The sequence below is a fragment of the Rhodanobacter sp. OK091 genome, assembly GCF_900142825.1.
In the GTDB taxonomy this organism is placed as follows: Bacteria; Pseudomonadota; Gammaproteobacteria; order Xanthomonadales; family Rhodanobacteraceae; genus Rhodanobacter.
Genome location: NZ_FRCH01000003.1, coordinates 263,290 through 275,747, shown reverse-complemented (window position 1 = coordinate 275,747; position 12,458 = coordinate 263,290). Strand labels below are relative to the sequence as shown.

At 64.0% G+C, this 12,458-nt stretch carries 13 protein-coding genes; 6 read left to right on the top strand and 7 right to left on the bottom strand.

What is annotated here, in order from left to right; genetic code table 11:
• Positions 1 to 117: 117 nt before the first annotated feature.
• The 6 genes from BUA26_RS15920 to BUA26_RS15895 all read right to left on the bottom strand — a co-directional run bounded on the left by BUA26_RS15920 (position 118) and on the right by BUA26_RS15895 (position 7,496).
• The gene (locus BUA26_RS15920) at positions 118 to 2,037 is read right to left on the bottom strand and encodes a GldG family protein (RefSeq protein WP_072761843.1); all 1,920 of its coding nucleotides are present in this window, start codon (positions 2,035 to 2,037) and stop codon (positions 118 to 120) included.
• 4 nt (positions 2,038 to 2,041) lie between these two features.
• The gene (locus tag BUA26_RS15915) at positions 2,042 to 2,776 is read right to left on the bottom strand and encodes an ABC transporter permease subunit (RefSeq protein WP_072761842.1); all 735 of its coding nucleotides are present in this window, start codon (positions 2,774 to 2,776) and stop codon (positions 2,042 to 2,044) included.
• Positions 2,773 to 3,717, bottom strand: a complete 945-nt coding sequence (locus tag BUA26_RS15910) for an ABC transporter ATP-binding protein (protein WP_072761841.1) — start codon at positions 3,715 to 3,717, stop codon at positions 2,773 to 2,775. The genes BUA26_RS15915 and BUA26_RS15910 overlap by 4 nt, the downstream gene beginning before the upstream one ends.
• Before the next feature lie 205 nt (positions 3,718 to 3,922).
• Positions 3,923 to 5,293: an SRPBCC family protein gene (locus tag BUA26_RS15905; protein ID WP_072761840.1), complete on the bottom strand. Its 1,371-nt coding sequence runs from the start codon at positions 5,291 to 5,293 to the stop codon at positions 3,923 to 3,925.
• A gap of 231 nt (positions 5,294 to 5,524) precedes the next feature.
• Positions 5,525 to 6,166 (bottom strand): response regulator, encoded by a 642-nt coding sequence (locus BUA26_RS15900; RefSeq protein WP_072761839.1) that lies wholly within the window; start codon positions 6,164 to 6,166, stop codon positions 5,525 to 5,527.
• A 106-nt stretch (positions 6,167 to 6,272) separates the two neighbouring features.
• Positions 6,273 to 7,496: a sensor histidine kinase gene (locus BUA26_RS15895; protein WP_072761838.1), complete on the bottom strand. Its 1,224-nt coding sequence runs from the start codon at positions 7,494 to 7,496 to the stop codon at positions 6,273 to 6,275.
• 198 nt (positions 7,497 to 7,694) lie between these two features.
• Between BUA26_RS15895 and BUA26_RS15890 the strand changes: the two genes are divergently transcribed.
• The 5 genes from BUA26_RS15890 to BUA26_RS15870 all read left to right on the top strand — a co-directional run bounded on the left by BUA26_RS15890 (position 7,695) and on the right by BUA26_RS15870 (position 10,853).
• Complete coding sequence (locus BUA26_RS15890; RefSeq protein ID WP_072761837.1) at positions 7,695 to 8,315, top strand: GNAT family N-acetyltransferase; 621 nt, start codon at positions 7,695 to 7,697, stop codon at positions 8,313 to 8,315.
• Positions 8,312 to 9,085, top strand: a complete 774-nt coding sequence (minC, locus tag BUA26_RS15885; RefSeq protein ID WP_072761836.1) for a septum site-determining protein MinC — start codon at positions 8,312 to 8,314, stop codon at positions 9,083 to 9,085. The genes BUA26_RS15890 and minC overlap by 4 nt, the downstream gene beginning before the upstream one ends.
• Before the next feature lie 37 nt (positions 9,086 to 9,122).
• On the top strand, positions 9,123 to 9,938 hold the full coding sequence (minD, locus tag BUA26_RS15880; protein WP_072761835.1) for a septum site-determining protein MinD: 816 nt from the start codon (positions 9,123 to 9,125) through the stop codon (positions 9,936 to 9,938).
• Positions 9,939 to 9,943: 5 nt separating this feature from the next.
• Positions 9,944 to 10,240 carry a cell division topological specificity factor MinE gene (gene minE / locus BUA26_RS15875; protein ID WP_072761988.1) on the top strand — a complete coding sequence of 99 codons (297 nt, stop codon included), beginning with the start codon at positions 9,944 to 9,946 and terminating at the stop codon, positions 10,238 to 10,240.
• 115 nt (positions 10,241 to 10,355) lie between these two features.
• Positions 10,356 to 10,853 carry a hypothetical protein gene (locus BUA26_RS15870; protein WP_072761834.1) on the top strand — a complete coding sequence of 166 codons (498 nt, stop codon included), beginning with the start codon at positions 10,356 to 10,358 and terminating at the stop codon, positions 10,851 to 10,853.
• Positions 10,854 to 10,868: 15 nt separating this feature from the next.
• Here BUA26_RS15870 and chaB read toward each other — a convergent pair whose 3' ends face one another.
• Positions 10,869 to 11,096: a putative cation transport regulator ChaB gene (gene chaB, locus BUA26_RS15865; RefSeq protein WP_072761833.1), complete on the bottom strand. Its 228-nt coding sequence runs from the start codon at positions 11,094 to 11,096 to the stop codon at positions 10,869 to 10,871.
• A gap of 205 nt (positions 11,097 to 11,301) precedes the next feature.
• Between chaB and BUA26_RS15860 the strand changes: the two genes are divergently transcribed.
• Positions 11,302 to 12,453, top strand: a complete 1,152-nt coding sequence (locus BUA26_RS15860; RefSeq protein WP_072761987.1) for a DUF2235 domain-containing protein — start codon at positions 11,302 to 11,304, stop codon at positions 12,451 to 12,453.
• Positions 12,454 to 12,458: the final 5 nt, after the last annotated feature.

Sequence of the window (12,458 nt, the reverse complement as noted above, 5' to 3'; positions counted from 1 at the left end):
ATGACGGTACCAGCGATCCGGTTCGCACCGGCAACTGCCGGCGACCGCCCAGCATAATGCCGCACGTCGACGGAATCTGCCGCACCGATGCGCCGAGCTTGCGGCAGATTGCCGCTTTCAGCGGCGCTGGCGGCTGTAGCGGTTGCGGCGCCAGCCGTAGAGCAGGCCGATCAGCACGACCAGCGCCGGCACCAGTACGATGTTGATGAACTTCAGGCGCAGACCCAGCGCGTCGATCTCGGCGTTGAGCTGGTGCTGCACGTCGCGCAGTTCCTTGTTGATCGCCAGCTGCCGCTTCCGGAACTGTTCGATCTCGCGGCGTTGTTCCGCGGTAGCCGTGCTGGCGTGGCTGCCCTTGGCCGGCTGCAGCTCGTCCAATCTCCGCCGGGTATCGGCCAACTCCTGTTCCAGCTCCTGCTCCTTCTGCAGGAACTTCTGGTCGGCCACATTGCGCAGTGCCTGCACCCGCGTGAACGGCCGCTGCGAGGTGGAGCGCCCGCGGATCGACAGCAATGCCGAGGAGCCGCTGAGGTTGTCCACCAGATTGATGGCGAAATCGCCGTTATTGGCGAAGACCCGCATCATGGTTTCGCCGAGGATGGTCTGCGGCTCCACCCACAACCGGTCGCTGAGCAGATCGGTATCGGCAACCAGAATCACTTCCGCATTGGGCGCGGAGTGCACCAGGTGGCCCGGTAGGGCCGCTCGCTCGGGAAACGCGCTGCCGAAGGTGCCACGCAGGCGCGCTGCCAGCACGTAATGGGCGCCGTCTGCCTTGTAATTCTGCAGCAGCGTGGCGGGATCGTTGCTGGCATCGAGCACCCGCTGCGTGGGTACCACCTCGGCTTCGGCACTGCTCTGCAACAGCGGGATCAGCCGCGTGTGCGCATCCGGTGCGAGGTCGAAGTAGCCGGTGGTGGACACGTTGAGGCGCTGCAGGCTGGCGGTGACGACATCGTTGCGGTTGAGCTCCTGCTCGCCGAGATCGAGCATCGCCGGATGATTGAGGCTGCTGCCGGCCAGCTCGATCTGCAGTGCGCGGGCGCGATCCAGCACGATCTTGTTCGGGTCGTAACTCACCCCCCAGGCAGCGAACAGGCGCGGCAGATCCGAGCCGTGATCGGGGAACGTGGGGCTGTCGGCGGTGTACGGCGTGTTGTCGAGCTCCGCATCCGGATCGACGAAAACCACCAGATGGCCGCCCCGCAGCACGTACTGGTCGATCGCGTACTGCGCATCGGGCGGCAAACGCTTGGGCTGGATCAGCAGCAGCACCTTCATGTGCTCATCGACCTGTTTCAGCGTCGCCGGATTCAGCGTCTTCACGTCGAACAACTGACCGAGTTGCTGCATTACGGTCCACGGCTGCTCACTGAGCACGGGATTGCCATCGACCGGCAGCGAGCTGATCACCCCGATCGACGGCTTGCTGACCTGATTCAATTCATACAGCAGCTTGGCGATGTCGTACTCGAGGAACGCCTCGCGGGCCGGATCGAAGAACGCGATCGCCAGTGTCTTCTCCGGCACGCGGTCCTCCGCGTTGTCGCCGTCGAGGTTGCCGCCGGACATGGCGCTGCCGGCAAGTCCGAAAAACACCCGCTCACCGTTGCTGCCGCCATTGGCGGCGGTCAGCCCACCGCCCTCGGCGCTTGCCTCGTCGTCGGAGTACGGTACCGGATCGATGACCTGCAGACGGATACGGCCATGCGAGCGCGCCACCATCTCCTGCAGCATTTCACGCACGCGCTGTTCGTAGCTGCGCAGCTGCGGCAGGTCGCGGGTCGCGTGATCGGAGAAATACAAGGTCAGCCGCAACGGCCGCTGCAAGGTGTCGACGATATGCAGCGTACCCGGCGTCAGCGTGTACAGCTGGTCGGTGGTGAGATCGATCCGCGACGCATGCAGCCAGCGGCTGCTGGCCACGATCAGCGGCACGAAAACCAGCACCAGCAGCACCAGCCCGGCGTACAGCACGGCGCGGCGGGTGAGCCGCAGCGGCGTGGAAAATATGCGGTGCAGGCGCGAACCGGGCATGGCGTCAGCGCGTCCGTTTCAGATCGAGCAGCAACACGCCGGCCAGCAGCCAGCCGATCATGCTGAGCAGGAAGTACAGCAGGTCGCGGACATCGAGCACGCCACGGGCGATCGCCTCGAAATGCCGCAGCATGGACAGATGTGCCACCGCATTGATCAATCGGCGCGGCAAGGCGCCCGAGAAGAAATCCAGCACCTGCGGTTGACCGACCAGAATCAGCAGCACGCATACCAGTGCGCTGAGAATGAACGCTACCACCTGGCTGCGGGTCAGTGCGGACAGGCACGCGCCGATCGCGATGAAGCTGCCGGCCATCAGCCAGCTGCCCAGATAACCGGCCACGATCACGCCATTGTCCGGCGAGCCGAGGTAGTTGACCGTGATCCAGATCGGAAACGTCAGCACCAGCGCCAGCCCGATGAACAGCCACGCTGCGAAAAACTTGCCGAGCATCGCCTGCCACAGCGTCAATGGGAGTGTCAGCAGCAACTCCAGCGTGCCGCCCTTGGATTCTTCGGCCCACATGCGCATGGTGATCGCCGGCACCAGGATCAGGTACAGCCACGGATGCATCGCGAAGAACGGCTGCAGGTCGGCCTGGCCGCGTTCGTAGAAATCGCCGACATAGAAAGTGAGAATGCCGGCCAGCACCAGGAAGATCACCAGAAACACGTAGGCCACCGGCGTCACGAAGTAACTGCGCAACTCACGGCGCATCACGGCGCTGACCGGATTCATGCGGGGCTCCCGGCAGCGCCGCTGTCTGCCGTGGTGATCTGGCGGAATACCTCGTCCAGCCGGCCACGTTCGAGCTGGATCTCCGAGACCTCCAGTCCCTGCTCGCGCAACAGCGTTTCGACCGACCCAAGGATGCGCTCGCCCGGTTTCGGAAACACCGTGATGCGGCCGTCCAATGGGTCGACCTCGATCGCCGCGACCTGCGGCAACCGGCCCAGCATCTCCTGTGACATGCCGCTGCCCGGCGCGCTGAACGATACGGCACCGTGATAGCGCGAGCGCGCCTCCAGTTCGGCCGGCGTGGCATCGGCCAGCAGCTTGCCGCGGGCGATGATCACCACCCGATTGCACAGCGCATGCACCTCCTCCAGCAAATGAGTGGAGATCAGGATCGTGCGTTCGCGCGCCATCACGTCGATCAGCTGACGCACCGCGTGCTTCTGGTTCGGATCAAGGCCGTCGGTAGGCTCGTCCAGCATCAGCACCGGCGGATCGTGCAGGATCGCCTGGGCCAGTCCGACACGGCGGCGCAGGCCCTTCGACAACGTGTCGATGCACAGCTCCAGCACTTCCTCCAGCTGCAACTGCTGCACCACCGCATCGAAACGCCGATAGCCGGCATCCGGCTTGAACCCGCGCATGCGGACGATGAATTGCAGGAATTCGCGCACCGTCATCTCGCCGTAGCTCGGTGCGCCCTCGGGCAGGTAGCCGAGGGCGCGCTTCGCCTTCAGCGGTTCGCGGCTGACGTCATGGCCGCACACCCGCGCAGTACCCGAAGTGGGTACCAGAAACCCCGCGATCATGCGCATGGCGGTGGATTTGCCGGCGCCGTTGGGGCCTAACAGACCCAGCACCTGGCCGGGTTCGACACGAATGCTCAGCGCATCCACGGCGGTCAGGTTGCCATAACATCGGGTGAGCTGGTCGGTTTCGATCATGTCCGGTGACGGGCTGTGACGGGCATCGAGCGCTGGCAGGTGACACCGCCGATCGCCCTGCAATGTACCGCAAGACATCGACAAAGTTCGGCGTGGCCCATGCGCCGGCCCCCTGCGTCCGGGTCGCCGGCTGCCGCCACCGAAAAAGAAAAGGCCCTTCCTTGGTGGAAGGGCCTCTTGCCGTACTGCACAGTCCGCGGTCGGCTTATTTGCCGGCGCTGGCGCCCGCGGCCGGCGCTGCCGCCGTGCCGGCCGGAGCCGGCGCCGAACCCGAGGCCGCCGGTGTCTGAGTGCCATCGTCAAGCGACGGTGGCTGCAGGCCAGCTTCCTGCTCCGGGGTCTTTTCCGGCGCATTGCTGATCGGCAGGTATACGTTGTACTTCGCGTACGCCGTGATGTTGCCGCTGGCGTCCTTCACTTCCGGCTTCGCCACGATGTCGTAGGCGCGGTTGACCACGTCGTCGAACTTGTAGCCATGGGTCTGCGCATAGGCCTTGAGCATGTCGCGCGTCTGCGGCACACCCGCGAAAGTGCCATTCCAGACGCCTTTGAGCGCTGCACCGCCAAACGCCAGCGTGGCGCGCACGTTGCCATCCACCGCCACGCGGCCGTAACGATCGCGGCTGCCCACGGCCACGTTGTCCGAGGCGGCAGCGGCTGCGGTACCGGCTTCTGCCGGTGCACTGGTGTCCAGCGACGGCGGGGTTGCCGCGGTCAGCTGCACGCTCTGGCCATTGACGGTCAGCGTGCTGGAATCGATCGGCAGTGCCACATCGAAGGTGTAGGTCTGGTCGCCATAGTTGGTGGTGATCAGGATGCGCGGGCCAGTCACGTTCACGCCCAGCTTCTTGGCCGCAGCCTGAATCTCGGTGGTGGCCTTGGCGACGGCGTCGTCCAGGCCTTCCAGCCCTTCCTTGCGCTCGATCGAGGTGGACACCAGCAGCACCGGGGTCGGCTGGGTCTGCTCGATGGACGGGATCAGCTGGCTGTAGTCGATGTTCGGCACACCGGCCAGCACGTTCTGCAGGTTGTTGAGACTGAACTGGATGAACGAGTCGGGATCGCCATGGATGTACAGGTTGGCGAACCGGTTGACCAGGTTCCAGCCATAGGACACGTCATACGACCAGGTGACCTGGGTCAATTGCCCACGACTGCCCTGACGCTCCAGGTCCAGCGTGAAATGCTTGTCCAGGCCGCGCCAGCTGTTATCCAGGTTCCAGACGATGCTGGCGTTCTTGGTGTTGTTGTTGATCTTGTCGAATTCCGGCGTGGCGCTGGCGATGGTCAGGCCGCCATTGCCGAGCTTGAGATCGGTGCTGACCCAGCTGACTTCGGCACCCGGGCCGTAGGCCTTGCCGGAAAAATTGAACTGCACGTCCTTGTCGAGCGAACGCAGCACCGAGTAGTCGGGCAGCCGGCGAAAATTGTCGAGCATGTCATAGACCTGCCGCATGTCCTTGCCGACGACCAGCGCGCGTTCCACATGACCACTGCCGGGCATGACTACAGCCGCCAGGACACCGAGTGCCGCAACGATGACCAGGGCAACAAGAAATTCAAAGACACGCATCATTCCAGAGTTCTCCGAAGCGTCTTTACGCCAAACCTAAGATGTCGCCCCAGCCGCCGCGCGGGTCTCCGCGGGACCGTGACAGGGGGTCGGCAAACGCCGAAGCTACGGATGTTACTTGCTCGCGGGCTGGAACGCTATCCGCTGACGCCGGCACAGCCGGACGGCCAAAAAACGAGCAGCGGCGCGGCGCCCGACGGCCATGGTGCGTAACCGGTCAGGCCCCTGACGGGCTCAAACGATGCCCATCTCCAGCGCCTTCAGGACCGCGCGGGTGCGATCGCGCACACCCAGTTTGGACAGGATGTTGGAAACGTGATTTTTCACCGTGCCCTCGGCGACCTTCAGCGAGTTGGCGATTTCCTTGTTGCTGTAGCCGCCGGAAAGCAGGCGCAGGATCTCGGTCTCGCGTTCGGTCAGCGGATCGGGCTGCTCCAGACTGGTGAAATGGTTCTGCATCCGCGCCACGCCGGCCATCAGGCGCTGGGTGACCATCGGCGCCACCAGCGAACCGCCGGCGGCCACCATGCGCACGGCTTCCACCAGTTGTTCCAGTGAGACATCCTTGAGCAGATAGCCGCGCGCACCGGCCTTGAGGCCTTGCAGTACCAGCTGATCGTCGTCGAAGGTGGTGAGGATGATGGTCGGCGGCAGTTCATTGCGTGCGGAAAGCGCCTGCAGCACTTCCAACCCGCTCATGTTCGGCATGCGCAGGTCCAGCAGCACCACATCGGGCTTGATCCGCGGAATGTCCTGCACAGCCTGTGCGCCGTCGGCGCACTCGGCCACCACCCGGATATCCTCAGCCAGATCGAGCAGCGAACGAACCCCCTGGCGCACCAGATTCTGGTCGTCGACGAGACAAACGGAAATCATCGCGAATCCTCGGACAAACGTGACTCAGGCAGTGGCACTGGAACCGGCAAACGCAAGCCGCTCCCGACGATGGCGCATTCTCGCACGCCGGCGCGAACCACCAAGATTACGACACATTCAGCGCTGGCGGTTCAAATCGCGACGGCGCGTGCGCCAGCGCGGAGTGCTCGCCCAGCGGCAATCGCACGGTCAACGCGAAGCCTTGGTTCGGGCCGGTTTCCAGCGTCACACTACCGCCGAATTCGGTCAGACGTTCGCGCATGCCGGACAGGCCATTGCCCGGCTCGACCCGCTCGGCGCCGCGACCATCATCGCGCGCATGCAAGCCCAGCAGGCTTTCTCCGGCGTAGGCAAAGTTGAGCCACAGATTGCGCGCGCCGGCATGCTTGGCGGTATTGGTGATGATTTCCTGCGCGCAGCGCAGCAGCACCTGCGCCCGGCGCGGGTCCTCGACGCTGAAACGCGGCGGCATGACCACGTGCACGCTCAAGCCGGGCACGCCTTCGGTGAGACTGCGCAACGCCTGGGTCAGATCGATCGCATCGTCCTGGCGCAACTCGCTGACCACCTCACGCACATCCGCCAGCAGCAGCTTGGCGGTGCTCTGCGCCTTGCGCACATGCGCGCCGGCCGCCTCGTTGGTGAGGTGGCTGGCCACTTCCAGATTCAGACTCAGCGCGGTCAGGTGATGACCGATCAGATCGTGCAGGTCGCGCGCGATGCGCATGCGTTCGGCGATGCGGCTGGACTCGGCCAGCAAGGCCCGGGTGGCGCGCAGCTCGGAATTCAACCGCCGCTGCGCCTCGCGTTGCTCGGCCTGCTGGCTCGCCACCGTCGAAGTGATGAAAACCAGTACCGAAATGCCCAGGTACAGACTGGCCTGCAGGAAACTGACCATCACGCTGTGGTCGTATTCCGGGAACGTGACAAAAATCGCCACCAGAGTCAGGTGCTGCAGTACCAGCCAGAAAACACCCGGCCAGAACGGCAGCAACCACGGCAGCACCAGCGAGACGACCACCATCAGCATGGCCGAAAGCCCGCTGTGGCTGTACCAGCCTACCGCCATGGCGGCTGCCGTCATCAAAGCCAGTCCCAGCAGCTTCAGAACCGGATAGCGGCGCGAACCCAGGTTCTCGGTCAGCATCCAGTACATCAGGCCGAAGATCAGGTAGCACAGTGTCCAAAGAAGCAACGAGAAGTTCGGGCGATGCAGCTGATCGAACCGCTCGGTGATCCAATAGGGAATCAACGGCGTGCCGGCCGACAGATAGGTAAAGAAGCCCGCGTAGCGGAACAGGCGGATGTGATTGAAGAAGGGCCAGCGCATACCCCGCATCATTGGGCGTGCGGGCGTTTCACGCAATGCGCGAGAAGTCATGGACGGCGGCGTCCGCAGCTTGCCGTTTTACGAAGCTTTTACATGTGCCATCGCGAGATGTAAGGGGCACGGCCGCATGTCATAATGAACCATTGTGCAAGGCCGCTGGTCGACCTTGTTCCCGAATCCATCATTGCGGAGCAACGAATGGCCCTTGCCATCCGCGACGTGTGCGAGCACGACCTGGATGCCGTACTGGCGCTCAACAACGCCGCCGGTCGCTCCATCCTCGCCCTCGACGCCAGCCAGTTGCGCTACTTCTACGAGCACGCCGAGTATTTTCGCGTGGCCGAAATCGACGGCCACCTGGCCGGCTTCCTGATCGCGCTGCGCGAAGGCGGCAATTACGAAAGTCCCAACTACCGCTGGTTCGCCGAACATTACCCGCAGTTCGTCTACATCGACCGCATCGTGATCGCGAACGCCTACCGGCGTCATGGCCTGGGCCGGATCTTCTATTGTGACGTGCACAGCTACGCCGAAGTGCGTGTGCCGCTGCTCGCCTGCGAAGTGTTCCTGGAGCCACGCGACGACGTGGTGGTGCTGTTCCACGGCACCTACGGATTCCAGGAAGTCGGCCAGCAGCGCATGGGTGAACACGGCCCGCAGGTCAGCCTGCTGGCCCGCGATCTGCCCAGCTACGCCTATGTGCGCGACACCTGGCTCGAGCATGGTGGCCTGCCGGATGTGCCGTGGCTGGCCGAGCGCGAACGCCCTTTCCTGCATGATTCTTCCCCACGCCGCCTCGCTGGAGAGCGGCGTCCATGAATGCAAAAATCGAGACAACCGACGCCTGTGACTTGCGCTTCGGCCAGGTCGGTATTGCCTGTGTGCGTGTACGCCGGGTCGACGCCGCCGCACTGTGCGATGAACTGGAACGCCGCGTGCGTGCCGCGCCGCAGATGTTTGCCCGTGCCGCGGTGGTGCTGGACCTGAGCCACCTGCTCGACCTGCCCGATGACGGCGCCGTCGACGCGCTGCTCGAAGCCGTGCGCAGCGCCGGCATGCTGCCGGTGGGCCTGGCCTATGGCACCAGCGAGACCGAAGCACTGGCCAAGCGCATGGGGTTGCCGCTGATCGCCAAGTTTCGCGCCGCCTATGAGCCGGTCAACAGCGGTCCGGTCGCCGCCGAATCGGCCAGGCAAGCCGAACCGGCCGCTCCATCGGTGCAGCGCGAGCCGATCCTGTCCGCGCCGCCTCCCGGCAGCATGCAAGGTGCCCAGCACCATGCCGGTTCGGTGCGTTCGGGCCAGCAGGTCTATGCGCGCGACCGCGACCTGATCGTCACCGGCGCCATCGCCAACGGCGCCGAGGTGATCGCCGACGGCAACATCCACATCTACGGCGGCTTGCGCGGGCGCGCCATGGCTGGCGCGCAGGGCGACCAGAAGGCACGCATCTTCGTGTCCGATTTCCGCGCTGAACTTGTGGCGATTGCCGGGCAATATCGCGTGTTCGAACAGATTCCTGACAACCTCGAAGGCCAGTCCGTGCAATGCTGGCTCGATGGTGAAAAGCTGATGATCGCCAAGCTGTGATCACTTACAACAAGAACAATCATGCGGAGATGGGCCCTTGACTGCTGAGATTATCGTTGTCACCTCAGGCAAAGGCGGCGTCGGCAAGACGACGACCAGCGCCTCGCTCGCCACCGGCCTGGCGATGGCCGGGAAAAAAGTCGCCGTGATCGATTTCGACGTCGGCTTGCGCAACCTCGACCTGATCATGGGCTGCGAACGGCGCGTGGTGTACGACTTCGTCAATGTCGTGCACGGCGAAGCCACGCTGAAACAGTCGCTGATCAAGGACAAGCGCCACGACAACCTTTACGTACTGGCCGCCAGCCAGACCCGCGACAAGGACGCGCTGACCCAGGAAGGCGTCGAGAAAGTACTCGACGGCCTGTCCGAAGACGGCTTCGACTACGTCGTGTGCGACTCGCCGGCCGGCATCGAGAAGGGCGCGCATCTGGCGATGTACTTCGCCGATCACGCTGTCGTGGTGGTCAACCCGGAAGTCTCCTCGGTGCGTGACTCCGACCGCATCCTCGGCCTGCTCGCCAGCAAGACCCGGCGTGCCGAGCGCGGCGAGGGCCCGGTCACCCAGCACTTGCTGCTGACACGCTACAACCCTGCCCGCGTCGCCATCGGCGAAATGCTCAGCGTCAAGGACGTCGAGGAAATCCTCGGCATCGAAGTGGTCGGCGTGATCCCCGAATCGGAAAACGTGCTGACCGCTTCCAACAACGGCATTCCGGTTATCGTCGATGCCAATTCGCATGCCGGTCAGGCTTACAGCGATACCGTGGCCCGCATCCTCGGTGAGGAGCGCCCGCTGCGCTTCATCGACGTGCCCAAGAAGGGCTTTCTCCAGCGCGTGTTCGGAGGTTGATCACGATGGGTATTCTTGATTTCCTGAAGCGCAAGCCGGAGGCCACCGCCACCGTGGCCCGCGAGCGCCTGCGCATCATCGTGGCACAGGAGCGTTCCAGCCGCGGCGCACCGGACTACCTGCCGATGATGCGTAACGAGTTGCTCGAAGTGATCAAGAAATACGTTCACGTCGACCTCGATGCGATCAACATCAATTTCGAGCGCGACAGCGGCCACGAGATCCTCGAACTCTCGGTGACCTTGCCGGAAGGCAAGCAGGCTGCCAAGAGCGAAACCAAGAGCGAAGCCAAAACCGGTTGAGTCTGCGCCGGGACGGCCGGCCTGGGCGGTAATCGCTGCAGCCTGTCCGCGGGGCGATCCAGCATCGCCCGGCGTTATACCCCACCTCGATCATCTGCGCCAAGCGCGCACGCAAATGCATTCCGCCACCTACCCCCCTTCCGATTCCGACAAACCGGCCAGCACCGTGATGCGGATGGAGCAGATCGGATTCGAGGCGCCCACCGCCCTGCTCGCCCGCCACGGGTTGCAGTTGCAGCGCGTGGCCGCCGGCGAGCCGATCCCCGGCAGCTTCTGGGGCGATGAGGAAGCCGGCATCATCGGCAATACCGTCTATGCGCGCGACGACACGCCGGTGCATTCGCTGCTGCACGAAGCCGGCCACCTGATCGTGCTGCCGCAGGAAAGACGTCCGGACGTCCATACCGACGCCACCGATTCGATCGAGGAAGAGGACGCTACCTGCTACCTGCAGATCGTATTGGCTGACCAATTGCCCGGCGTGGGGCGCGCGCGGCTGATGGCCGACATGGATGCCTGGGGCTATTCGTTCCGGCTCGGGTCGACGCGTGCGTGGTTCGAACAGGATGCAGGCGAAGCGCTGAAGTTTCTGCAGGAGCGCGGGCTGATCTGAGCGTTCGCCCGAGTCCTAGCGTGCGTGCCAGTCACCGTCAGCGCCCTTGCTGTATTGCTTCTTCACCGCCGCCCAAGCGACCTTGTGGGCAGCCTCCTCGCGCGATTCATCGCCACGCCGCTCGTCCTCGTCGGCATATTCGTTCCACGCGTGATTGAACGCTTCCTTGTAGATTTCCTGCGCGTGTGCGGGCACGTGATTGCGTACCGAATCAGGCAGGTCGCTGATGGCTTTGTACGGCATGGCGAGACTCCGCTGGTCTGGATAACACCACTCATCGCCCATGTGCAGTCAAGTGGCCGTCAACGTCGTGTCGTCTTTGTGGCAATTCCCGTACACCATTCTTTCGCCGACTCTGCTGAACAGCGCGATCATGCCGGGCACTAGCCTCGCCGCGCATCGCGGCCTAGAGTCGACCCGGAATGACTACGACAGCGCTGGAGGCGTCATGGCCACACGCAGGTTGGTGCTGCTGTTCGATGGCACCTGGAACAAACCGGAGTCCAATACCAGTGTGGAACGGCTGCGCCAGCTGATTGCGCGGCGCGACGCGGCCGGCATCGAGCAACTGGTCAATTATCTCCCCGGTGTCGGTGTGTCGCCGGGCCTCACTCACCTGCTTGGCGGCGCGTTCGGCTACGGCCTTTCCGACAACGTGATCGAGGGCTACCGCTGGCTGTGTGCGGTGTGGCAACCCGGCGACGATATCTATCTGTTCGGCTTCAGTCGCGGCGCATACACGGCGCGCAGCCTCGGCGGGATGATCCGCAAGTGCGGCCTGCTCAGGCGCGGCGCCGATGGCAGTGTGGCCAAGGCGGATATTTCCGGCGCCTACGATTTCTACCGCGATGTCGGGACCAAGCCGGACGACCCGGCCGCAGTGGCGTTCCGCGCCAGCCGTTCGACCGAAATCGAGATCCACTTCGTCGGGGTATGGGATACGGTCGGCTCGCTCGGCATTCCGGACACGGCTTCGTGGTTCCCGTATGCCCGCGCCCGCTATCGATTCCACGACACCGAGCTCAGCAAGATCGTCAAATACGCGTATCAGGCACTGGCGCTGGACGAGCACCGCGCCGATTTTGCGCCGGCGGTATGGACGCGTAACCCCTATACGCTGAAACCCGGCGAAACCCTGACCTCGAAGAAACCCGAACAGGTCGAGATCGAACAACGCTGGTTCATCGGGTCACATGCCGACGTCGGTGGCGGCAACGATTGCGATGCAGCCGGCCGCAAGCCCGATCCGCTGCCTGATCTGCCATTAGCGTGGATGCAGCGCAAAGCGATGGCCGCTGGCCTGGCATGCGACTCACTGATCGCTCCGGCTATCGATGCCGACATGGGCATGGCACGCAATTCGTATGCTGAATTCATGTACGGCCTCTACAAGGAATTCAAGCCGCCGTTCGACCGCACGCTGGGCACCGGCGTCAACGAAAAAGTGGACGACTCGGTCTGGCAGCGCTGGCTCGCCGATGCGAGCTACCGCTCACCTTCGCTGGTACAGGCGCTGGCGCGCGCGACCGTGCTGATGTCGACGGATGCCGTTGTGCAGAACACACCCTCCGATCCGGACCCGCCGGCGCCACCGGTGTAGTTCCC